Source organism: Streptomyces sp. NPDC111606, assembly GCF_055656945.1.
On record NZ_JBVKBY010000001.1, the window covers coordinates 546,114 to 567,167 of the forward strand.

A 21,054-nucleotide genomic window follows, 5' to 3' on the forward strand; every position below is an offset into this window, starting at 1 on the left:
ATGCGTGCTGCCCGGCTCATCAAGATGGTGCTGCTTCTCCAGTCCCGGCCCTCCATGACCGCGGCCGAACTCGCGCGCGAGCTGGAGGTCTCGGAGCGGACCGTCACACGGGACGCGCAGGCACTGTCCGAGGCCGGGGTCCCGGTGTACGCGGATCGGGGGCGGGCCGGCGGGTACCGGCTCATCGGCGGGTACCGGACCAGGTTGACGGGGCTCGGGCGGAGTGAGGCCGAGGCGCTGTTCCTGAGCGGCGTTCCGGGCGCGCTGCGCGAGATGGGGCTGGAGGACGCGGCCTCCGCCGCCACGCTGAAGGTGTCGGCGGCCCTGATGCCCTCGCTGCGGGACGCCTCCCGTTCCGCCGCCCGGCGGTTCCATCTGGACGCCCCGAACTGGTTCAAGGAGCCGAAGACGCCCGAGCTGCTGCCGGTCGTCGCGGACGCGGTGTGGGACGACCGGCGGATCGTGGCCCGGTACCGGCGCGGGGAGAGCGAGGTCGGGCGGGAGCTGGAGCCGTACGGGCTCGTGCTGAAGGCGGGGGTCTGGTATCTGTGCGCCCGCGTGGCGGGACACGGCTCGTACCGGGTGTACCGCATCGACCGGTTCACCGCCGTGGACCGGGGTGAGGAGCGGTTCGAGCGGGACGGGGAGTTCGATCTGCCGGGCTTCTGGGAGGAGCGGGCCGAGCAGTTCGCGCGGTCCCTGCTGCGGGCCGAAATCGTGGTGCGGGTGTCGCCGGGCGGGGTGCGCCGGTTGCCGTACACGGTCGATCCGCAGTCCGCGCGGGAGGCACTGCGGGCGGCGGACGCCCCGGACGGGGACGGCTGGGTGACGCTGACACTGCCCGTGGAGTCCGAGGAGGTCGCCCACACCCAGCTCGCGTCGCTGGGGCCGGAGATCGAGGTGCTGGCGCCGGAGTCGCTGAGGGAGCGGTTCACGGACGACGCGATACGGCTGGCCGCGCTGTACGGAGCGTGAGCCGGACGCCGGCCGGACACCGCGCTGCCCGATTGGCCCAAGGCCCGTGCGCCCATAACAATCCGTCGCACTCCACGTGCGCCCCACCCTCGCAGGGCCGATGCTGGACCCGTGATGGACGAGACGGAGTTCTGGGAGCTGGTGGACGGCGCCCGTGAGGCCGCCGAGGGCGACCCCGAGGAGCAGGCCGACCTGCTTGTGGAGCGGTTGCTCCAGCAGGACCCCGAGTCGGTGCTCGACTTCGCCCGTCACTTCGAGGCCCGCTACAACCGCGCGTACACCTGGGACCTGTGGGGCGCCGCCTGGGTTCTGCTGGACGGGGCCAGCGACGACGCGTTCGACTTCTTCCGGTGCTGGCTGATCGGCCAGGGCCGCGAGGTGTACGAGGGCGGTGTGCACGACCCCGACTCGCTCGCCGACCTGCTGGACGACTTCGACGAGGAGTTCGACGGCGACGCCGAGGAGCTCGGCTACGCCGCGGACGAGGCCTACGAACAGCTCACCGGCACCGTCGCCCCGGATCTCGGCATCCCGCCCGCGCCCCCTGAGCCGGAGGGCACGCCGGTCGACTTCGAGAACGAACGGGCGCTGGCGGACCGGTATCCCAAGCTGTGGGAGCGGTTCAAGGACTGAGAAGGGCCGGGCGGCGGAAGGCGCGAGCGGATCAGGCCGCGGCGGTCCGCCTGCGGCCGGGGTCCGACGGGAGGTACGCCTGCGTCCGGGCCGGGTCGACCTTCACCGTGTGGTGCATCGGCGCCCCGTTGGCCTGGTCGAGCGCGGACGCCGTGACGGCGGCCGGCCCCAGGACGACGGTCGCGACCGCGCAGACCACGGTCCAGACCCGCTTGCTGCTGTGATGGCGCGTGCCGTTGTTGCCGCTCATGATCCCCACCTCCGGTCAGTGCGTGTGCATGACGATAGGGAGGCTGCCTCGGGGAGATCGTTGAGTCGGCTACGAGAAGGCTGTGAGCGAGCCTGTGCGGGCCTGAGCCTGTGCGGGCCTTTCCGGAAGGTTCACCCTCCGTCTCTTGACCGGTTGAGTGATCTCCGGCTTAGGGTGACCGGACCGAACAGGAGCACCCTGCCCATGACCAGCCTGTACGTGCGGGAGATACCGCGCCAGGAGCATCTGGCCCACCTACGGCTGTATCCCGACGCGAGCCATCTGCAGATCCCCGAGTGGGGCGATGTGAAGCCCGACTGGCTGCCGGAGAGCGTGGGGTGGTTCGACGGCGACGAGATGGTCGCGACGGCGCTGGTCCTGTACCGGCCCCTGCCCGGCACCCGGCGCTACCTGGCCTACCTCCCCGACGGGCCCGCGATCGACTGGCGTACGCCGCGCCTGGAGCGGTGGCTGGACCCGCTCGTCGCCCACCTGAAGCGGATCGGGGCGTTCTCGGTCCGGATCGGCCCGCCGCTCGTCGTACGCCACTGGGACGCGGCCGACGTGACGTCGGGCATCGCCGACCGCGCGGTGGGGCATCTGCGCGATGTGCCCACGGCCGGCATCGACGGTTACGCCCTCGACGCCGCGGAACGGCTGCGGCGGCTGGGGTGGCGACGGTGCGAGGAGGACGACGGGAGCGGGTTCGGGCTCGGTCAGCCGCGCTACGGCTGTGAGATCCCGTTGGCGGGGCGCTCGGTGGACGACCTGCGCGACGCGCTCGCACCGCACTGGGAACAGTCGCTGCGCACGGCCGAGGCGGCGGGTGTCCGGGTCTCGTGGGGCTCGGCGGCCGACCTGCCCGAGTTCTACCGCCTGTACACCGTGACGGCCGCCCGCGACGGCTTCAAGGCCCGCCCGCTGGACTACTTCCGGCGCATGTGGGCGGCCCTGAACGCCGAGGACGAGGACCGGCTGCGGCTCTACCTCGCCGAGTACGACGGCGAGGTGCTCTCCGCGGCCCTCATGATCAGCGTCGGCTCCAGGGCCTGGCACTCCTACGCCGCATCCGGCCGCCGGGGTCGTGAACTGCGCCCCAGCAGCGCCCTGCTGTGGCGCATGCTGGGCGACGCCCGGGCCGCGGGCGCCGACACCTACGACCTGCGCTCCATCACCCCCACCCTCACCGAGGATGACCGCCTCCTCGGCCGCCTCCTGTTCAAGACCGGCGCGGGCGGCCGTGCGGTGGAGTACCTCGGCGAGTGGGAACTGCCGGTGGGGAGCCAGGGGCGGGTGTTGCAGCGGGCGTTGGGGGTCTATCTCGGGCGACGGTGAGGCGGGGCGGGATTGTGCTGGGGCGGCCCTGGGATCGGTCACACGGGGCGGGCAGCCCTCGGAGCGGGGGTCACGCCGGGGGCTCGGGGGCGATCACGCCAAGGGCGGCCCCGGGGGCGGGGTCACACCGGTGCCGCCCGCCCCGGGACGATCACGCCGAGGCCGCCTGGGGCACGGCTGGCCAGTTGGGGTCGGGGACGCGATCACGTACGGCTTGCATGGCGCGTTCATTGTCTGCCCTGCAGGCCAGGGGGCTTGCGCCTCCTGAATCTCCGGTCGGCGGGCTGAGGGCCGCGCCGAGTGGTACGTCGCGGGCGCCGGGCACCCGGCCTCAAGGTGTCCTCGGCCGCGCAGCTCGGGGGGCGAACTGAGGGCGTGCCACGATGACGTCGGCGCCTGGCATCGGAGGTGTCCTCGGCGCGCGCCCGCTCGGGCGAGCAGGGACACGCCGCGCGTCAGCGCCTTCCCTGCGGATGCGGACGAGCCGCCGCCACACGCGTCTCCGGGGGGCGGGACGAGCACCGCGCCCGGATGACCGCGTCCACTGCGCCACGGGTCGGCACCGGTACCCGGCCGCACGACTCGGGACAGCACCCGCGACACCCCCACGCACCAACGGCTGTCCTGACGCGGGGCTGCACCTGGCGTCGGAGGTCTCCTCGGCCGTACTGCCTCACGGCGGCTCGGAGGCGGCGCTGGCGACATCGCGTGTGTCAGTGCCTGCCCTGCAAGCGGGCCGCCGTCTCCCTGATCTCCGGGAGACGCTCGCTGAGGGCCGCGCCCGGGCAGCTCGTCATGTAGCCGACGTTGTGGCCGGCGATGGCGGGGAACGCCGGGGTGGTGCCGGAGGCGTAGCGGCTGTAGCTGTTGCTGGAGGTCAGGCGGACCTTCGCGCGGGGGTCCGTGTCGGAGAGCCCCAGTTTCCAGGCGGCCAGCGCGGCGATCGCCTCGGTCATCGCCTTCGGCACGGGGACGCCGGCCGTGAAGGTGCCGATGGCGGCGATGCCGGTGGTGCGGTGGTTGAAGCCCTGGGTGTGGGCGCCGGTCACGGGCCGGGCGATGCCGCCCTCGCGGCCCTCGTAGATGGTGCCGCAGCGGTCGACGAGGAAGTTGTAGCCGATGTCGTCCCAGTCGCGGGAGCCGGTCTGGCCCGCGTACACGTACCGGATGATGCGGGGCACGTCGGCGCAGTCGTAGCCGTTGGGCGAGTCGGTGTGGTGGACGAACACGGCGACGACCGTGTCGTCGTAACGCGGGGGTGGCTGGGCGCGCCGGGTCTCGTCGTCGAGCCAGGCCGACCTCGGCACGATGGTGGGCCGGGGCGCCTGATGCGAGGCGGCGGGCCGCGCCGCGACGGGCCGCGCGCCGGCCGCGACGATCCGCTCGACGCCACTCGCGCACAGCCCCAGCGCGAGCACGGCGGCGAGGCCGGGCACACAGCCGAGCAGCGCGAACGCGACGGGGTGCACCCGCCACCCCGAGAGCGGCTGCCACCGGCTCCGTGCCTGCACCTGGGCCCACCGACCGGCCGACGACCGCCCGACCCCGGCCTGCGGCACCACATCACCGGGCACCGGCCCGACCTGCCGTTCCGGCACGGCCTGCCGCGGTCGCAGATGCGACTGCCCCTGATGCCCCTGGAGGGCAGGCCCCTGTCCGGCGGTGGACGGCCCCTGGGGGGCCGACTGGTCGCCTACGGGCGGCTCATCCCCCGCGGGCGGTTGATCCCGCAGGGGTGGCCCGTCCCGCAGTACGGGCCGTTCCCCCTCCACCCGTCCCGTAGCGGGCCCGCCCGCAGCCTGCTCCGAACCATCCGCGTCGGCTCCCCGCGAGGTGTCCCCCGACGGTTCACCGGCCGATGCCGACGCGCCTCCCGCCGCACCGTCCAGGCCCGCTGTCCGCGCAGCCCCCGTCGAATCCCCCCGTAACGGATCCCGGCCCGCACCTCCCCCAGCCCCCCGCACGTCCCCCGGCGCAGCCTCACTCCAGCCCCGGTCCACCCCCCGCATTCCCGCAGCCCACGGTATTCGTACGGCACGTGGTCTTCGTCTCCCCCGTGTTCCTCGGAAGACCCTTCGGGTTACCCGTCGGAAGGCACGCATGGTCCTACTGTCCGACGGATCCGGTCCGCCCGCGATGTGTGGTGTGACACCCGGTGGAACCATCGTCCGGGTTCGGGGCGTTTCTCCAGGTGCACGCGGCGTGGCCGGTTCCCGGCGATGCGTGCGCGGGCACTGATCAACAGGCGTCTCGCGCGCGTACTAAGGGGTCCGAGAGAAAGGCGGCTCTGTGGACCTGCTCGACATCCTGCTGTTGCTGGTGATCCTCGCCTACGCGGCGTCCGGATACCGGCGCGGACTGGTGGCCGGATGCGTCTCGCTGGCCGGCTTCGTGGGCGGCGCGGTGATCGGCGTATGGATCCTGCCGTGGATGATGGACCTGGTCACTCCGGGTACGACGGGGGCGACCGTGACCGCGGTGCTCACCGTGCTGCTCCCGGCGGTGCTGGTGCACGAGCTGGCGGGACGGCTGGCGCTGCGGCTGCGAAGGGAGCTGGACCGCGGGCCGCTCAGGGTGGCGGACGGCGTCGGCGGGGCCGTGGCCAACTCGGTGGCCGTGCTGATCGTGGCCTGGGTGGCCGCAAGCGTTCTCGCCGCGTCCTCCTCCCCGCTGCTGACCTCCGCCATCCGGGACTCCCGGCTGCTCGGGACCGTGCAGGACGCGATGCCGGACACGACCCCCGCCTGGTTCTCCGGAGCCACCTCCGCGCTCACCGAAGCCGGCTTCCCGCAGGTCTTCAACCCGTTCGAGAACGAGTCGACTGCCGAGGTCGCCGAGCCCTCCGGCGACAGCGTCACGACGGCCGCAGCGAACGCCGCCAAGCTCAGCACGGTCAAGATCGAGGGCACCGCGGGCACCCAGGGCCGCGAGGGCAGCGGCTTCGTCTACTCCCCGCAGCACGTGATGACCAACGCCCATGTGGTGGCCGGCATCGACGCGCCCAGCGTGCGGGTCGGCGGCGTCGGGCGGTCGTACGAGTCGCGGGTGGTGCTCTTCGACCCGGACCGGGACGTCGCCGTGCTGTACGTCCCGGATCTGCGCGCCCCCGTCCTGTCGTTCGACGACGAGGCCACCCGCGGCGACTCGGCGGTCGTTGCGGGCTATCCGGAGGACGGCGACCTGAACCTCCAGGCGGCGACGGTCGCGAACCGGGTGCGGGCGACCGGCCAGAACATCTACAACGACGAGACCGTCACCCGCGAGATCTACTCGATCCGCTCCACCGTCCGCCCCGGCAACTCCGGCGGCCCGCTCCTGACCACCGACGGCAAGGTGTTCGGGGTCGTCTTCGCCCGCTCTACCTCCGACGACCGGACCGGCTACGTCCTCACGGTCGCCGAGGTCGCCGCCGACGCCAAGCGCGCGGCCGACGCGACGGCGGCGGTGGACACGGGGGAACTCGTCACCTCATGAGGCCCTGGGGTGCCGGTGTCAGAGACTGCGCCCCATGAGCACATCGTCCACGTACCGCCCGTCCAGGAAGAACTCCTCGGGCAGTACCCCCTCCACCACGAACCCCTCGGACTCGTACAACTTGCGCGCCGGCGTGTTGTGACCGAGGACGCGCAGGGTGAGCCGGCGTGCGCCCCTGCGGCGCGCCTCCTCCATGGCCGCCCGGATCAGCGCCCGGCCCACGCCGAGGCCACGGGTCTCGTCGGCGACGGCGAGGCCCTGGATCTGCCGGACGTGGGTGTTACAGGCGAGCGGAGTGGGGAAGCCGAGGCGGACGTAGCCGACGATACGGCGGTCGAGTTCCGCAACCAGATGGTCGCCCGGGGCGTGGTGCTCGGAGAAGAACGGCGGGTAGGGCGGGCGCGGTTCGGGCATGACCGCGTGCATCGGCGACCACGTGACACGGTCGAGGTGGGACAGCTCCTCCTCGTCATCGAGCAGAGCAGCGCGTATACGGGCTTTGTACGACTCGGGCATGAGCGTCACCCTACGACCGGAGCCCGGGAGCCCGACCGGGGTTTTATGTGGTCAACGGCAGGATTGAGGTCATGGAACTTTCAAGAATCGCGGTGGCCGGCTCCTCCGGACTGATCGGCGGCGCGTTGGTGCGGTCGCTGGTCGCGGACGGGCACGAGGTGGTGCGGCTGGTGCGCCGTGCACCCGGCTCGGCGGACGAGGTCCGGTGGGACCCCGAGCGCACGTACGTGGACGCGGCCGGGCTCGCCGGGTGCGACGCCGTGGTCAATCTGGCCGGCGCGAACGTGGGCTCGCGGCGCTGGACGGATGCGTACAAGGCGAAGCTCCGGAGCGGCCGGGTGCAGGGTACGGCGGCGCTGGCGGAGGCGATGGCATCGCTGGACGAGCCGCCGCGGGTGTTCGTGAACGGCAGCGCGATCGGCTACTACGGCGAGACCGGCGAGCGGGCCGTCGACGAGAGCGCCCCGCCCGGGGAGGGCTTCCTGCCCTCACTGGCCGTGGAGTGGGAGGGCGCGGCGGCACCCGCGCAGGAGGCGGGCGTACGGACGGTGTTCCCGCGCACGGGGCTGGTGGTGGCCCGGCAGGGCGGGGCCTGGGGGCGGCTGTTCCCGCTGTTCAAGGCGGGGCTCGGCGGGCGGCTGGGGGACGGACGGCAGTACTGGTCGTTCGTCTCACTGCACGACGAGGTGGCCGCGATCCGGCATCTGATCGACCGGGACGATCTGTCGGGCCCGTTCAATGTGACGGCGCCGCAGCCGCTGACGAACCGTGAGATCACCGAGGCGATGGGGCGGGTCCTGCACCGGCCGACGCTCTTCCCGGTCCCCGAGCCGGTGCTGCGGACGGTACTCGGCGAGTTGGCCGGGGATGTGCTGGGCAGCCAACGGGTGCTGCCGAAGCGGCTACTGGAGTCCGGATTCACCTTCGCGTTCCCGGACATCGAGGGGGCGATCCGAGCTGCCGCCAAGTAATCGAAGGGTCAAGCCGGGCGCCCGCCATGTATCGGCCGGGCGGCACCGAGCGCCCGTATGCGACCACTGTGCGACCGTGCTCTGCCCATGCGCGACTGTTTTTGACCGATCACAGCCCTAACCTCGACCCGAACTCGGGTATCCCCGGAGCCAGTTGGGGGCATGACGTCTCCACCGGCCGCGCAACCTCGAGGAGGGGCACGTGCTTGAGCCCGCGTACCAGGCGGACGTCGTCATCGTGGGAGCCGGGGTCGCCGGACTCTCCGCGGCACATCGGCTGACCAGCGCAGGAGTGAGGACCGCAGTGCTGGAGGCCGCCCCTTACCCGGGCGGCCGCATGTCGACCGAGAAGGTCGACGGGTTCCGGCTCGACCGGATCGGGCAGCTCCTGTCGACGTCGTATCCGGAGCTACGGCTGACGCCGGGGCTCGACGCGCTGGCGTTGCGCCCCTTCGCGCCGGGCGTACTGCTGCACAGCGACGGGCGCCGGCATCGCGCGGGCGCGGTGGCGAGCCCGTTGAGCGCCCGGCGCGCGAGGGGCGCACTCCACGCGGTGCGCGCCCTGGCGAGCGCCCCGAGGACCGGGCCCGTACGGGGAGTTCCGGGACAGACGCCCATACCGCGGGTCCGCGCGGGCGCACCGCTGGGTACGGCCGTCGACCAGGCCCGGCTCGGCGCCGCGCTCGCCCGGCTGGCCGGCCTGCCCGTCGAACGGTTGCTGGCCCGCCCCGAGTTGCCCGCCGCGCAGGCGCTCGCGGAGCGGGGTGTTCCGGCGCGGACGATCGACGGCTTCCTGCGACCGCTGCTCGCCGCGCTGCTGTGCGACCCGGAGCTGACGACGTCGAGCCGGTGCGCGGATCTGGCGCTGCGTTCCTTCGCAAGCGGACGGATGTGTGTGCCCGAGGGCGGCGCCGAGGCGCTGCCGGAGCTGCTGGCACAGGCGTTGCCGCCGGGCACCGTGCACACCGGTGTGCGGGTCACATCGGTCGCCACGACGTCCGTGACCACCGCCGAGCACGGCGAGATCCGCTGTCGTGCCGTCCTGCTGGCGACGGACGCACGGAGCGCCGCCGAACTGCTGCCGGGCCTGCGCGTACCGGACTTCCACCCGGTGACCGTCGTCCACCACACGACCGACGAGCCGCCGGCGACCGGTGCCTCGCTGCTGCTCGACGCCGACCGGGGCGGCCCGGTCGCGCACACTGCGGTGATCAGTCAGATCGACCCGAGCCGCGCACCGGCGGGCCGCACACTCGTGTCGTCGACGGTCCTCGGCACGCCACCGCCCGACGTCGACACGGCCGTGCGGATGCACCTCTCCCGCCTCTACGGCACCTCCACCGCACGCTGGGAGACCCTCGCCGTGCACCACACCCCGGAGGCCGTCCCCGCCATGCGCCCGCCCCACGACCTGCGCCGCCCGGTGCGCCTCCTGGCGGGCCTGTACGTCTGCGGCGACCACCGCGACACCAGCACGGTCCAGGGAGCCCTGCACTCGGCCCACCGGGCCGCGGCGGCGATCCTGACGGACCTGGGAGCGGCGGGCTCCCTGCACCGCGCGGAACCGTTACGGGCAGCGGCATAGGTCTCGGGAACCCCCGCGCCCCTCTTCGAGGGCGCGGGGGTGTGTCGAAATGCGGCTCCGCCGCGCGGACACGACCAGCCACAACGCGGCCGCAGAGGGCACACCTCCGGTCGGAGTCACGGCGATGCCCCCTACCCCAACGCCGCGACCTTGTCCCGATACCCCCGCACCGGCGCCGCATCCCGATACGGCTCCAACCTCCGCTCGAAGTCCCGGACATACTCGACCGCCCGTACCGACCGCATCTCCGCGGCAGCGCCCGCCGCCTCCGCGCCCAACGCACAGGCCTGGTCGAGTTCGCCGAGGCCGAGGCGGGCGGAGGCGAGGACGACACGGGAGAAGAGGCGGCTGCGGGCGTAGGCGGGGGCGCGCAGTTGCAGGGACCGCTCGGCATGCTGGGCCGCCGCGCGGAACTGCTGCAGGTCCCGGTGGCAGTGGCCGAACTCGTCGGCGAGCTGTGCCTCGTCGAAGAAGCGCGCCCAGTGCGGGACGTCGTCGACGGGGCGGGCCGCTTCGAGGGCACGTTCGGCCCGCACCAGGGAGGCGGTGCAGGCGCGCACCTCGCCCAGTACGCCGTGTCCGCGCGCCTCGCACGCGTGCAGCAGGGCCTGCACGACCGGCGGCGCGCTGGTCCCCACGCCCTGCTGGGCCACGCGCGCGAGCTGGACGGCCTCACGGCCGTGCCCGAGGTAGACGGCCTGGCGGCTCATGGTGACCAGGACGTACGAGCCGAACGCACGGTCACCGGCCGCCTGCGCGAGCCGCAGCGACTGCACGAAGTAGCGCTGGGCGAGCCCGTGCGCCGCGATGTCGTACGACGTCCAGCCCGCGAGCCTCGTGAGGTCCGCGGCGGCCGCGAACAGACGGCGGCCGGTCTGCTCGCCGTAGGTGCCGCGCAGCATCGGCTCGCACTCGTGCTCCAGGTAGCGCACCAGGGCCTGCCGGGCGTGACCGCCGCCGTACATGTCGTCGAGGGAGCGGAACAGCTCGCCGACCGAGCGCAGCGCGGCGATGTCGCCGCCGGTGACCTTCTGGCCGGGGCCGCGCTCGGCCTGCCCGCGCTGGCTGGGTACGGCCGTCGGGCGGCCCTGCACCGGGATGCGGGCGATCGCCTCGCCCCGGGCGACCTTCTCGTCGGCGCGGCCGATCAGCCAGTCCCGGCTGGGCACGACGAGGCCGGCCGGGGTGAACGCGATCTTGCGCAGCTCGGCGTGACTGCCCGAGTCCTTGCGCCACAGGCCGCTGACGATGTCGACGGCCTCTTCCGGTGTCGCGGCGAACTCCAGCCCCGCGTACACGGGCGCGCAGGCGTCGAGGCCGAGGTCCTGGGCGGAGAGCCGGCGGCCGAGGCGGCGCGTGAAGACCTCGGCGATGAGCGCGGGCGTCGTACCGCGTGGCTGCTGTCCGCGCAGCCAGCGGGTGACCGAGGTCTTGTCGTATCTGAGATCAAGCCCGTGTTCGAGGCCGAGCTGGTCCACCCGGCGGGCGAGACCCGCGTTGGAGAATCCCGCTTCTGCGATGAGCGCGGCGAGCTGGCGGTTGGGAGTGCGCTGCGCGGGTCGTTCCGTCATCTGCGGTGCGGTCTCCTGCCTTTCGGGCCTTGCGGGGCCGTACGGCCGCGGGTGCCCGGATTGCCGGTGAGCAGCCCTTTTGGCCTGCTCGAACGGCGCGAATGTAGCGGAGAGTAAGCAGCCGATCGCACATTTCGCCGCCCATTCATCCGATCGTGTGAGGATTGCCCTACCGGGCTGACGCGGACCGCGAGACGTCACCCGAACGAGCCGGTCGTACAGTGGCGTAGGCACTCTTTGTGCCTTACGACCTTCTAGGCACCAGGGAGGCGCTTGCCGTGAGTGAGTTGCGGTTCGTGCGCATGGGGTTCGGGGCGGACGCCGTCGAGTACCAGCAGGCGTGGGACGAGCAGCGCCGGGTGCACGCGGCGCGGTTCGAGGACGAGATCCCCGACACGGTTCTGCTGCTCGAGCACCCTCCGGTGTACACGGCGGGCCGGCGCACGGCGGACAACGAGCGGCCCCTGGACGGCACGCCGGTCATCGACGTGGACCGCGGCGGCAAGATCACCTGGCACGGCCCGGGCCAGCTCGTCGGCTACCCGATCCAGAAGCTGCCGCGCCCCGTGGACGTCGTGGCCCACGTACGGCGGCTGGAGGAGGCCCTGATCCGCACCTGTGCGGAGTTCGGCCTGGAGACCAGTCGCGTCGAGGGCCGCAGCGGGGTGTGGGTCCTGGGCGACCCGGTCGAACAGCGTCCGTCGTTCGGCGGACTCGCGCTGGACTTCGACCCCCGTCTGACGGACGACGAGTTCGACCCGCGTCTGAACGGCCCCGAGTACGCCCCCTCCAACGCCGGCCAGCGGCGCGAGGACCGCAAGATCGCGGCGATCGGGATCCGGGTCGCGAAGGGCGTGACCATGCACGGCTTCGCCCTGAACGTGAACCCGGACAACAAATGGTTCGACCGGATCATCCCGTGCGGCATCCGCGACGCGGGCGTCGCCTCGCTGGCCGCCGAGCTCGGCCGGGACGTCACGATCGACGAGGTGCTGCCGGTCGCCGAGCGGCACCTGCGGGACGTGGTGGAGAACGCGGACCTGAAGCCGCGGGAAATCGAGAAGGCGACCGCCTGACGCCGGGAATCAGCCCCGGAGCGATGAGGTTGGCCTGACAGCAGGGCTTGGTTAGCACGGGCGTACCCTGGTGTACGCCGAAGAATCGAAGCACAGGGAGCCGACGTGTCCGCAGTCTCACCGGACGGACGCAAGATGCTGCGCCTGGAGGTCCGCAACAGCCAGACCCCCATCGAGCGCAAGCCCGAGTGGATCAAGACCCGGGCGAAAATGGGCCCCGAGTACACGAAGATGCAGAACCTCGTGAAGAGCGAGGGCCTGCACACGGTCTGCCAGGAAGCCGGCTGCCCCAACATCTACGAGTGCTGGGAGGACCGCGAGGCGACCTTCCTCATCGGCGGCGACCAGTGCACCCGGCGCTGTGACTTCTGCCAGATCGACACCGGCAAGCCCGAGGCACTCGACCGCGACGAGCCGCGCCGCGTCGGCGAGTCCGTGGTCACCATGGACCTGAACTACGCCACCATCACCGGCGTCGCCCGCGACGACCTCCCGGACGGCGGCGCCTGGCTGTACGCCGAGACCGTGCGCCAGATCCACCAGCAGACCGCCGAGCGCGAGGCCGGCCGCACCAAGGTCGAGCTGCTCGCCCCCGACTTCAACGCCGTACCGGAGCTGCTGCAGGAGGTCTTCGCCTCCCGCCCCGAGGTCTTCGCGCACAACGTCGAGACGGTGCCCCGGATCTTCAAGCGCATCCGCCCCGGCTTCCGCTACGAGCGCTCCCTGAAGGTCATCACCGAGGCCCGCGACTACGGCCTGGTCACCAAGTCCAACCTCATCCTCGGCATGGGCGAGACCCGCGAGGAGATCAGCGAGGCGCTCCAGCAGCTGCACGACGCGGGCTGCGAGCTGGTGACCATCACGCAGTACCTGCGCCCGTCCGTGCGCCACCACCCGGTGGAGCGCTGGGTCAAGCCGCAGGAGTTCGTGGAGCTGAAGGACGAGGCCGAGCAGATCGGCTTCTCCGGCGTGATGTCCGGCCCGCTGGTGCGGTCCTCGTACCGTGCCGGGCGGCTCTACCAGATGGCCATCGAGAAGCGGGGCTCCTACGTCGCCTCTCAGGCCGTCTGATGGCACGGAGTGCCACTCGGTTCATGTGAATCTGCGCACAAGCAACTGCCCTTCGGCAGCGGCCGATTGACGCGGTCCTGGACGTCCCCGCAGATAGGGGCAACGTCAGGGCCGCGTCAAGCGTTTCGGGCCGCGCATCAAGGTTTCATTGGTGTTTGACCGGTCGGTCACGCCCTGGTAACACCAATCAGTGACCCTGTTTGTACACCCCGTGCATCACTCACGAAGCCGCCATTCCCGAGGGGGGACCTCCACCATGCAGGCCGCGCCCGTTCGCGCCACCGCCATCCCGTCGTTCACCACTGCACTGCGTGCCGTCGAGTCGCTGCTGATGAGCAGCGGCCAGCGCACCGCCCGCCGCAACGCCTGGACGTCCGTGCTGGAGGACCGCCGTCGCGCCAAGGACCGGGTCGAGGCGCAGCGCGTTCTGGACCAGGTCACCACGGTCCGTCCCTGACCCCGCCGCGCTCCCCGTGCGCTCGGCACGGCACTGCCGTCGTCGGCGCTCCCGGGGGCACGTAGACTTCGTGGCATGGCGAGGAAGGACACGGCAGCGGACGCTGCGAACCCCGGGCGACTCAAGCAGATCGCTCTGACCTACAAGATGACCCGCAGGGCCGACAAGAAGATCGGTCTTGTACTCGCGGCTGTCGGAATCGTCACCTTCGGTGTCTTCCTCGCGATCGGTTTCTTGATCGGTCACCCCATCTATCTCGGCATCCTGGGCCTGTTGCTCGCCTTCCTCGCGTCGGCGATCGTCTTCGGGCGCCGGGCCGAGCGGGCGGCCTTCGGGCAGATGGAGGGCCAGCCGGGCGCCGCCGCGGCTGTGCTGGACAACATCGGCCGGGGCTGGAACACGACCCCCGCGGTGGCGATGAACCGCAGCCAGGACGTGGTCCACCGGGCCGTCGGCAAGGCCGGCATCGTGCTGGTCGCCGAGGGCAACCCGAACCGGGTGAAGACCCTGCTGGCCGCCGAGAAGAAGAAGATGAACCGCATCGTCGCGGACGTGCCGGTGCACGACCTGATCGTGGGCACGGGCGAGGGCCAGGTCGAGCTGAAGAAGCTGCGGACCACCATGCTGAAGCTGCCGCGCGTGCTGACCGGTCCCCAGGTGACCGCCACCAACGACCGGCTCAAGGCCATGGGCGACCTGATGAGCAACATGCCGCTGCCGAAGGGCCCGATGCCCAAGGGCATGAAGCTGCCGAAGGGCGGGCCGAAGGCCCGCTGACCTCCCTCATACGACGATGGGGCGCCCGGAGTGATCCGGGCGCCCCATCGTCGTATGAGGGAGGTTGTATGCGAACCGCCGGGTGCGGCCCGTCCGGTACGAGGAGTACGTTCGACTTATGCGAGGCGTACGGAGGTCACATCCGTACCTCGACCGTATGGGCCAGCCGGTCGTGCAGGCCACGGCCGTCGCGGTCCCAGATCAGGGCCGGGATGGCGACGCACAGCAGGGCCGTACGCAGCAGGGCGCGCAGCGGGTTGACGCTGCCGGTCTCCAGGACGACCACGCGCAGGCCGAAGAGGCGCTTGCCCGGGGTGAAACCGACGGTGCCCACGGTCAGGACGCTCATCAGGAAGAACAGCAGCAGCGCCCAGTTGCTCGTCGCCTGACCGTAGCCATCCGTAATGAGACCGTATGCGATCAAGACGCAGATGCCCCAGTCCACGGCCAGTGCCCCGAGCCGGCGTCCCGGGCGGGCGATGGAGCCCGGTCCCTCCTCGGGCAGTCCGAGCTGCTGACCTCGGTATCCGAAGTCGACACCGGCTTCCTCGGCGGCCGCGCGGGGGCCCGAGAGCCAGGATCCGATTGCTTGCCTCTTGTCCACGCGACCACGGTACTGTGCCCGTTTTGCGATGTGGACAGGTGGGGGGAGGTCGGGGATGTCCGGTTAACGTGTGCGAAACAAATGGGTCACGCCCGAGAAATCACCCGTCCCTAGGGTCGAGGCCAGCGTGTGCCACCGCACTGGCCGCACGACCGAACTACCACCCCGGACCGACGGGTCGGGAGTAGGAGGAGCTGGATGTTCCAGAACGCCGACGAGGCCAAGAAGTTCATCGCGGACGAGGACGTCAAGTTCATCGACGTCCGGTTCTGCGACCTGCCGGGCGTGATGCAGCACTTCACGATCCCTGCCACGGCCTTCGACCCGGCCGAGGAGCTCGCGTTCGACGGCTCCTCGATCCGCGGCTTCCAGGCCATCCACGAGTCCGACATGGCGCTTCGCGCCGACCTGTCCACCGCGCGCGTCGACCCCTTCCGCCGCGACAAGACGGTCAACATCAACTTCTTCATCCACGACCCGATCACGGGCGAGCAGTACTCCCGTGACCCGCGGAACGTGGCGAAGAAGGCGGAGGCCTACCTCGCCTCCACCGGTATCGCCGACACCGCGTACTTCGGCCCCGAGGCCGAGTTCTACGTCTTCGACAGCGTGCGCTTCAAGACCGCCGAGAACGAGGCGTACTACCACATCGACTCCGAGGCGGGTGCCTGGAACACGGGCGCGCTGGAGGACAACCGCGGTTACAAGGTCCGCTACAAGGGCGGTTACTTCCCGGCCCCGCCGGTCGACCACTTCGCCGACCTGCGCGCGGAGATCTCCCTGGAGCTGGCCGCCTCCGGCCTCCAGGTCGAGCGCCAGCACCACGAGGTCGGCACCGCCGGCCAGGCCGAGATCAACTACAAGTTCAACACGCTGCTCGCGGCCGCCGACGACCTGCAGCTCTTCAAGTACATCGTGAAGAACGTCGCCTGGCGCAACGGCAAGACCGCGACCTTCATGCCGAAGCCGATCTTCGGTGACAACGGCTCGGGCATGCACGTGCACCAGTCGCTGTGGACGGGCGGCCAGCCGCTCTTCTACGACGAGGCGGGCTACGCGGGCCTGTCGGACACCGCCCGCTACTACATCGGCGGCATCCTCAAGCACGCCCCGTCGCTGCTCGCCTTCACCAACCCGACGGTGAACTCGTACCACCGTCTGGTGCCGGGCTTCGAGGCCCCGATCAACCTGGTGTACTCGCAGCGCAACCGCTCCGCCGCGATGCGTATCCCGATCACGGGCTCCAACCCGAAGGCCAAGCGCGTCGAGTTCCGCGCGCCCGACTCCTCCGGCAACCCGTACCTGGCGTTCTCGGCCCTGCTCCTCGCGGGTCTGGACGGCATCAAGAACAAGATCGAGCCGGCCGAGCCGATCGACAAGGACCTCTACGAGCTGGCTCCCGAGGAGCACGCGGGCGTCGCCCAGGTCCCGACCTCCCTCCCGGCCGTCCTCGACCGCCTCGAGGCCGACCACGAGTTCCTCCTCCAGGGCGACGTCTTCACGCCGGACCTGATCGAGACGTGGATCGACTACAAGCGCGCGAACGAGATCGCCCCGCTGCAGCTGCGTCCGCACCCGCACGAGTTCGAGCTGTACTTCGACGTGTAAAGATCAACAGCGCTATACGCTGGACGGACCCTCTGCGGACTCATCGACAGTCCGCAGGGGGTCCGCAGCGTTAGTGATCAAGGGGCCCATGGCACGCTCGACTGCGGCCCTGGTCGACTGGTCCGAGTCGGGCCAGAGGTGACCGTATGTGTTCAGCGTCGTCGTGGCCTTCGAGTGCCGTAGCCGCTGCTGCACAATTTTCACGTCGGCGCCGCTCGCGATGAGCATGCTCGCGTAGTAGTGCCGAAGATCGTGGAAGCGAAAGACCGGCGACAGTCCGGGTACCTGCTTGCGGATGCGGCGCATGTGCCGCTCGACCTTCCACGGGCCCAGCTGCACGGCGTCGTCGTCGAGCAGGACCCAGCCATCCGTGCGGCCGTCGAGCAGCCGCTTCAGCTCGCCGACGAACACGTCCGGGATCGGCACGGCAGCCATGCTCGATTCCGTCTTGAGGGGCACGGCCGGGTATTGCACGGTCGGCGTGACCGTCCGTGCGTCGAGGTCGACGTCGACCAGGCGCAGGCCGCACGCCTCGGCCGTGCGCAGGCCGGCGAACGCGCCCAGCAGCAGGGCGGGCCGGTACTTCTCCTCCGCGGCCTCGTACAGCTGCCACAGCTGCGCGTCCGTGCAGACGTAGGGCCGCTGCTTGCCCCCGCCCGGCGACGTCTCCCGCGAGCACGGATTGGCCGTGACCTTCTTCGCCCGCACCGCGGCCCGCATCACCTGGGACAGACGGCTGTGCAGCGCGAACCGGTACGACTGAGAGACACCCTCCCGCTGCAGGCGAGCCATCCACTTCTTCACGGCCATCTCGTCGACCGCCATCAGCGGCAACGGGCCGAACTCCTCCCGGATCTGCGCCAGATGCACCTTTGCCTGCCGCACCGTCGACTCGCGCTTCGCGTAGGACTCGATCCACAAGTCGCACCACTGGTCGACCGTCAGCTTCTTGTCCTTCGGGTCGACGTAGGCGCCCGTCACCAGAGCGGCCGTGACCTCGTCCAACCAGCGCTCAGCGTCGAGCTTGCGCTCGAAGTGCCGGGCGTGCTCCTTGCCAGCAAGGTCCCGGTACCGGGCACGCCACTTACCGTTCGGGCGCTTCTTGATGCTCTTGCTCGCCATACGGTTCCTCTCAAGCTCTCAAACTTCGTCATCGTTCCACCGGGCGCTGACAATCAGCGGCGCCCGCCCCCCTCATGCACTTTCTGAGCAGGCGTGCCATTTGCTGGCCGCGTCGGTCCCCCGAGGGTCTTGCCTCGCGATCCCGACTCCCCTCCCGTTGATCAAAAGGCTCTGATTCGCGGCGCCACGAATTGCCCTCCCCCGCGGTCACCTACGCGCGCGGGCGGGGGTGCGCCCCCACCCGCGTGGCCGTGATCGTTGGTCTCCGGACGGGCCAGGCCCGATTGCCTGGCCCGTTCCGGTCGGCGCTGGCGGGTCTGTGCGAGGGAAAGGAGGAAAGACTCGCTCGCCGCCATCGATCCCGTGTGCGGACGGGCCTACAACATGCGTCCGCAGCGGGTGACGTTGACGCCGGATCTATGCGGCCGGCTCGCCCGGGTCGGCCATGGCCTCGATGTCCTTGCCGCTCATGCCGTGCAGCTCGTCGGGCGCCCGGAGGCTGCCGAGGAATCCGTGCGCCAGGGCGCCACCCGTGGTGTGCTGCCGGGTGTAGATCTCGGCGGCCTGCCGATACCGCTCGGCCGCGGTGGGCCTGCTGGACAAGTAGCCGTCGACCAAGTCGTCCCAATCCATGTCGTGAGCGCGCTTGGCAATGGCGCGGGCGAGCACGTTGTCGCCGGCCTGTTCGGCTTCGGCGAGAGCACGCGTTGCGTCTCCTCGCTTCTTCAGCCGGCCAGCTCGGTCCTGTGCATCGCGCACAGTGCCGTCGACGGCCGCACGGTCGGCGCTGCTGTACGCGGAGGCCCGCACGTCATCGAATCCCCACAGCTGGCGTTCCAGCTTGTCGAACGTCTCGCGGTCGGTCTGCAGCTGCTCCTGCTGCACCTTGCGCAGCGCGGCCTGGGCGGTCGAGTAGAGGCGGGCGATCTCGACGCGGCGGGCGTCGGGGTGCATGTTGCGCTGGCCGCGCAGCTGCTGCAGGCCCTGCTTGTACAGGCCGCGGATCTCGTCGGCCTTGCCCTGTCCGGTCGTGGCCTGCGGCTGCTGGCCTCGGATCAGGGTGTTCATCTGCTGTGCCAGTTTCGTCGGCATCTCTGAGCCTCTCTGTGGTGGGTTCACCCCCTGCGGCATCCATGGCGCGGGCCTAGGGGCTGCTCTGTCAGCGGGTTCTGATCGGTCGGGCGACCGGCTGAACGCTCGCCCGATTGGCCTGGGGGGACACCCCCTGCACGGCCTGCTCGGGGATCGGCGACGTATTGGCGCTGCCCCCGTGTACGGGTCTGGGGGATTGGATCTTCGGCTGCGGGTCGCCGCCCTGTTGCCACTCCGTGCGGGCGTCGAGCCACGCGCAGCGGCCGAAGTAGTAGACCTGCAGCGGGTCGTCGAGGTCCTCCGCCCACAACTCAGGCCGGTACTCGGCGAGCCAGTCGGGCATCCCGTCGTCGCGGACCGCGGGCCGGCGCCTGCTCACGCTGTCCCCCGCCATCGGGCAAGGGACGCGTGCCGGGCCTTCGCCGAGCGCTCCCGTGCGTCGTGCTGCTCCTGGTCCTCCTCGTCGGGCAGCTTCAGCGCGGCCAACAGGCGGGCCACCAGGGACCGATGCTGCCGCAGCTCCTGCACCAGGGGGCTCGCCACCGGCTGCCCCTGCGAGCCGGTGACAACCAGCGGAGCATCCCGCAGGGCGTCCTCCAGGCGCTCGATCAGGTCGACCTCCCGGCACGCGTCGCCGAGGATGCGCAGCTCGTCGACACGCAGCACGAACGCCCCTGAGATCTCCTCCCACAGACACGTGCCCTGCGAGCCGAGGCCCTCGGGCGGATCCATCAGAGCCATTCCGGCCCCCTTCCAAGATCAGGAAAAACACAGCGCGGCGAGCACGCATAAGGTCGAGAGCTATACGGGCCCGATCTCCCAGGGGCCCGGGAGGGGGGTATCCCCCCACCCCCAGAGGGCCCTCACCGGTGGCCGCGGCTGGCGAGCGGCGCCCCCTCGGGGCCGTCGTACCTGGTTCAGCTCGCCGAATCGCCGCTCGAACCCTGTTGATCGACTCAATTCGATTCGATTTCAAGTCTTTTGATCTTGTTTCGTTCTTGAGTTGTTCTTCGAGTTGATCGAACTCAACTGCTTGCTGTGCCTGTGCCCTACCCCCACCCCCCCGGGGGGGGAGGGGGGTAGGGGGTCGGCGCTGGTGCGGGCGAGAACGGTGAAGACTCCCGCTCCATGGGCCCGATGCTCGTCATGCCCTGCGAGGTCGGTGCCGTTGACGCCGAGTCTGTGGTCAGGCTGCTGTGTCGCCGTCGAGGTCGGTGTCGGCGAGGCGGTCGAGCTGGTAGTCGGCGAGGCCGGCCAGCTCCTGCGGTGCCACGACCGAGTAGGTCATGGCGTGCTGCACGCGCCACACACCGTCGTTGGGGTCGGGCAGTTCCTGCAGCTCCCTCGCCGTGTCGCCTGCCTGAGGGTTGGCGGCGAACCAGGTATGGACGACGTCCGCCCAGCCGTTGGCGAAGGACTGTCCAGCGATGGCCTGGGCGAGGTGGACGTCGCCGTTGTTCTCGGCCCGCTGGAGTGCGTGCTGTGCCTCGTCGGGGTTGGTGAGTTTGGCCGCGCGGTCGGCTGCGTCGCGGCGCACGATGACGGTCTGCGCGTCGGCGGTGCCCTCGTACCCGAACAGCTTGCGGGAGAGGCGGGCGCGCTCGTTGGTGACGTGGTCGACGACCATCTGTCCGGCGGCCTGAATCTGGTTGCGGGTGTCGCGGTAGGCGCGGGCGATCTCGATGCGCTTGGCTTCGGCGGAGAGTGCGCGGCGCCCGTTGATCTGCTCGACCTTGCGGGCGAACTCCTGCTGGAGGGTGGTGACGTCGCGGGTGGTGAGGTTGCGCCCCCGAGCTCGCCACTGCCCTCCGGCGTACACGGCGTGGACGGTGGGGTCTTCCTGGGTCAGCGGGTTGTTCATGGTCAGTTCCTTTCGATGGGTTGGAAGTTGGGGCACTGGCCGCCGTGAACGTCGTTGCACGGCGGGATGTGGGCTG

21 protein-coding genes are annotated in these 21,054 nt (G+C 71.0%); 11 read left to right on the forward strand and 10 right to left on the reverse strand.

Features of this window, described 5'->3' with window-relative positions; translation table 11 throughout:
* Positions 1-975: a helix-turn-helix transcriptional regulator gene (locus ACZ7M7_RS02485; protein WP_383623989.1), complete on the forward strand. Its 975-nt coding sequence runs from the start codon at positions 1-3 to the stop codon at positions 973-975.
* Between the two features lie 114 nt (positions 976-1,089).
* A complete protein-coding gene (locus ACZ7M7_RS02490) occupies positions 1,090-1,608 on the forward strand; it encodes a DUF4240 domain-containing protein (RefSeq protein WP_383597639.1) in 519 nt (172 codons plus the stop codon).
* A 31-nt stretch (positions 1,609-1,639) separates the two neighbouring features.
* Here the strand turns inward: ACZ7M7_RS02490 and ACZ7M7_RS02495 are convergent, their stop codons facing one another.
* On the reverse strand, positions 1,640-1,858 hold the full coding sequence (locus ACZ7M7_RS02495; protein WP_472112000.1) for a hypothetical protein: 219 nt from the start codon (positions 1,856-1,858) through the stop codon (positions 1,640-1,642).
* A gap of 204 nt (positions 1,859-2,062) precedes the next feature.
* Between ACZ7M7_RS02495 and ACZ7M7_RS02500 the strand changes: the two genes are divergently transcribed.
* Positions 2,063-3,193 carry a lipid II:glycine glycyltransferase FemX gene (locus ACZ7M7_RS02500; RefSeq protein WP_472112003.1) on the forward strand — a complete coding sequence of 377 codons (1,131 nt, stop codon included), beginning with the start codon at positions 2,063-2,065 and terminating at the stop codon, positions 3,191-3,193.
* A gap of 713 nt (positions 3,194-3,906) precedes the next feature.
* Here the strand turns inward: ACZ7M7_RS02500 and ACZ7M7_RS02505 are convergent.
* Positions 3,907-4,662, reverse strand: a complete 756-nt coding sequence (locus ACZ7M7_RS02505; protein ID WP_472113871.1) for a peptidoglycan recognition protein family protein — start codon at positions 4,660-4,662, stop codon at positions 3,907-3,909.
* Positions 4,663-5,482: 820 nt separating this feature from the next.
* Here ACZ7M7_RS02505 and ACZ7M7_RS02510 point away from each other — a divergent pair.
* Positions 5,483-6,667: a MarP family serine protease gene (locus ACZ7M7_RS02510; protein ID WP_383596315.1), complete on the forward strand. Its 1,185-nt coding sequence runs from the start codon at positions 5,483-5,485 to the stop codon at positions 6,665-6,667.
* Positions 6,668-6,685: 18 nt separating this feature from the next.
* On the opposite strand, the gene ACZ7M7_RS02515 is transcribed toward ACZ7M7_RS02510, so the two are convergent.
* Positions 6,686-7,183: a GNAT family N-acetyltransferase gene (locus tag ACZ7M7_RS02515; RefSeq protein ID WP_472112006.1), complete on the reverse strand. Its 498-nt coding sequence runs from the start codon at positions 7,181-7,183 to the stop codon at positions 6,686-6,688.
* Between the two features lie 71 nt (positions 7,184-7,254).
* On the opposite strand from ACZ7M7_RS02515, the gene ACZ7M7_RS02520 reads away from it, so the two are divergent.
* Entirely contained in the window at positions 7,255-8,154 is a 900-nt protein-coding gene (locus tag ACZ7M7_RS02520) for a TIGR01777 family oxidoreductase (RefSeq protein WP_472112009.1), read from the forward strand.
* Positions 8,155-8,356: 202 nt separating this feature from the next.
* Positions 8,357-9,739 (forward strand): NAD(P)/FAD-dependent oxidoreductase, encoded by a 1,383-nt coding sequence (locus ACZ7M7_RS02525; RefSeq protein WP_383596306.1) that lies wholly within the window; start codon positions 8,357-8,359, stop codon positions 9,737-9,739.
* Positions 9,740-9,870: 131 nt separating this feature from the next.
* On the opposite strand, the gene ACZ7M7_RS02530 is transcribed toward ACZ7M7_RS02525, so the two are convergent.
* The gene (locus tag ACZ7M7_RS02530) at positions 9,871-11,310 is read right to left on the reverse strand and encodes a regulator (RefSeq protein WP_472112012.1); all 1,440 of its coding nucleotides are present in this window, start codon (positions 11,308-11,310) and stop codon (positions 9,871-9,873) included.
* A gap of 278 nt (positions 11,311-11,588) precedes the next feature.
* Here ACZ7M7_RS02530 and lipB point away from each other — a divergent pair, with 278 nt between their 5' ends.
* The 4 genes from lipB to ACZ7M7_RS02550 all read left to right on the forward strand — a co-directional run bounded on the left by lipB (position 11,589) and on the right by ACZ7M7_RS02550 (position 14,691).
* Positions 11,589-12,386, forward strand: coding sequence for a lipoyl(octanoyl) transferase LipB (gene lipB / locus ACZ7M7_RS02535; protein WP_383596300.1), 798 nt, complete (start codon positions 11,589-11,591; stop codon positions 12,384-12,386).
* Positions 12,387-12,491: 105 nt separating this feature from the next.
* Positions 12,492-13,457, forward strand: coding sequence for a lipoyl synthase (gene lipA, locus ACZ7M7_RS02540; protein WP_383596298.1), 966 nt, complete (start codon positions 12,492-12,494; stop codon positions 13,455-13,457).
* Between the two features lie 256 nt (positions 13,458-13,713).
* Positions 13,714-13,914 (forward strand): SCO2195 family GlnR-regulated protein, encoded by a 201-nt coding sequence (locus ACZ7M7_RS02545; protein ID WP_328882127.1) that lies wholly within the window; start codon positions 13,714-13,716, stop codon positions 13,912-13,914.
* A 75-nt stretch (positions 13,915-13,989) separates the two neighbouring features.
* Positions 13,990-14,691 carry a DUF4191 domain-containing protein gene (locus ACZ7M7_RS02550; RefSeq protein WP_383596295.1) on the forward strand — a complete coding sequence of 234 codons (702 nt, stop codon included), beginning with the start codon at positions 13,990-13,992 and terminating at the stop codon, positions 14,689-14,691.
* Positions 14,692-14,827: 136 nt separating this feature from the next.
* Here the strand turns inward: ACZ7M7_RS02550 and ACZ7M7_RS02555 are convergent, their stop codons facing one another.
* On the reverse strand, positions 14,828-15,295 hold the full coding sequence (locus ACZ7M7_RS02555) for an RDD family protein (protein WP_383596292.1): 468 nt from the start codon (positions 15,293-15,295) through the stop codon (positions 14,828-14,830).
* 198 nt (positions 15,296-15,493) lie between these two features.
* Here ACZ7M7_RS02555 and glnA point away from each other — a divergent pair, with 198 nt between their 5' ends.
* The gene (gene glnA, locus ACZ7M7_RS02560) at positions 15,494-16,903 is read left to right on the forward strand and encodes a type I glutamate--ammonia ligase (protein WP_369270575.1); all 1,410 of its coding nucleotides are present in this window, start codon (positions 15,494-15,496) and stop codon (positions 16,901-16,903) included.
* Positions 16,904-16,915: 12 nt separating this feature from the next.
* Here glnA and ACZ7M7_RS02565 read toward each other — a convergent pair whose 3' ends face one another.
* The 5 genes from ACZ7M7_RS02565 to ACZ7M7_RS02585 form a co-directional block, all read right to left on the reverse strand.
* Complete coding sequence (locus ACZ7M7_RS02565; RefSeq protein ID WP_472112018.1) at positions 16,916-18,025, reverse strand: site-specific integrase; 1,110 nt, start codon at positions 18,023-18,025, stop codon at positions 16,916-16,918.
* 417 nt (positions 18,026-18,442) lie between these two features.
* Positions 18,443-19,117 carry a hypothetical protein gene (locus ACZ7M7_RS02570; RefSeq protein WP_472112021.1) on the reverse strand — a complete coding sequence of 225 codons (675 nt, stop codon included), beginning with the start codon at positions 19,115-19,117 and terminating at the stop codon, positions 18,443-18,445.
* A 67-nt stretch (positions 19,118-19,184) separates the two neighbouring features.
* Positions 19,185-19,496, reverse strand: coding sequence for a hypothetical protein (locus ACZ7M7_RS02575; protein ID WP_472112024.1), 312 nt, complete (start codon positions 19,494-19,496; stop codon positions 19,185-19,187).
* Complete coding sequence (locus tag ACZ7M7_RS02580) at positions 19,493-19,858, reverse strand: hypothetical protein (protein WP_472112027.1); 366 nt, start codon at positions 19,856-19,858, stop codon at positions 19,493-19,495. Before ACZ7M7_RS02580 ends, ACZ7M7_RS02575 begins: the two co-directional genes overlap by 4 nt.
* Positions 19,859-20,303: 445 nt before the next feature.
* Positions 20,304-20,978, reverse strand: a complete 675-nt coding sequence (locus ACZ7M7_RS02585) for a hypothetical protein (RefSeq protein ID WP_472112030.1) — start codon at positions 20,976-20,978, stop codon at positions 20,304-20,306.
* Positions 20,979-21,054: the final 76 nt, after the last annotated feature.

Excerpts from the sequence above, each read along its gene's own strand:
- ACZ7M7_RS02485 (WP_383623989.1), top strand. The coding sequence starts at position 1 with ATGCGTGCTGCCCGGCTCATCAAGATGGTGCTGCTTCTCCAGTCCCGG.
- ACZ7M7_RS02490 (WP_383597639.1), top strand. The coding sequence starts at position 1,090 with ATGGACGAGACGGAGTTCTGGGAGCTGGTGGACGGCGCCCGTGAGGCC.
- ACZ7M7_RS02495 (WP_472112000.1), bottom strand. The coding sequence starts at position 1,858 with ATGAGCGGCAACAACGGCACGCGCCATCACAGCAGCAAGCGGGTCTGG.
- ACZ7M7_RS02500 (WP_472112003.1), top strand. The coding sequence starts at position 2,063 with ATGACCAGCCTGTACGTGCGGGAGATACCGCGCCAGGAGCATCTGGCC.
- ACZ7M7_RS02515 (WP_472112006.1), bottom strand. The coding sequence starts at position 7,183 with ATGCCCGAGTCGTACAAAGCCCGTATACGCGCTGCTCTGCTCGATGAC.
- ACZ7M7_RS02520 (WP_472112009.1), top strand. The coding sequence starts at position 7,255 with ATGGAACTTTCAAGAATCGCGGTGGCCGGCTCCTCCGGACTGATCGGC.
- ACZ7M7_RS02530 (WP_472112012.1), bottom strand. The coding sequence starts at position 11,310 with ATGACGGAACGACCCGCGCAGCGCACTCCCAACCGCCAGCTCGCCGCG.
- ACZ7M7_RS02545 (WP_328882127.1), top strand. The coding sequence starts at position 13,714 with ATGCAGGCCGCGCCCGTTCGCGCCACCGCCATCCCGTCGTTCACCACT.
- ACZ7M7_RS02550 (WP_383596295.1), top strand. The coding sequence starts at position 13,990 with ATGGCGAGGAAGGACACGGCAGCGGACGCTGCGAACCCCGGGCGACTC.
- glnA (WP_369270575.1), top strand. The coding sequence starts at position 15,494 with ATGTTCCAGAACGCCGACGAGGCCAAGAAGTTCATCGCGGACGAGGAC.
- ACZ7M7_RS02565 (WP_472112018.1), bottom strand. The coding sequence starts at position 18,025 with ATGGCGAGCAAGAGCATCAAGAAGCGCCCGAACGGTAAGTGGCGTGCC.
- ACZ7M7_RS02570 (WP_472112021.1), bottom strand. The coding sequence starts at position 19,117 with ATGCCGACGAAACTGGCACAGCAGATGAACACCCTGATCCGAGGCCAG.
- ACZ7M7_RS02580 (WP_472112027.1), bottom strand. The coding sequence starts at position 19,858 with ATGGCTCTGATGGATCCGCCCGAGGGCCTCGGCTCGCAGGGCACGTGT.
- ACZ7M7_RS02585 (WP_472112030.1), bottom strand. The coding sequence starts at position 20,978 with ATGAACAACCCGCTGACCCAGGAAGACCCCACCGTCCACGCCGTGTAC.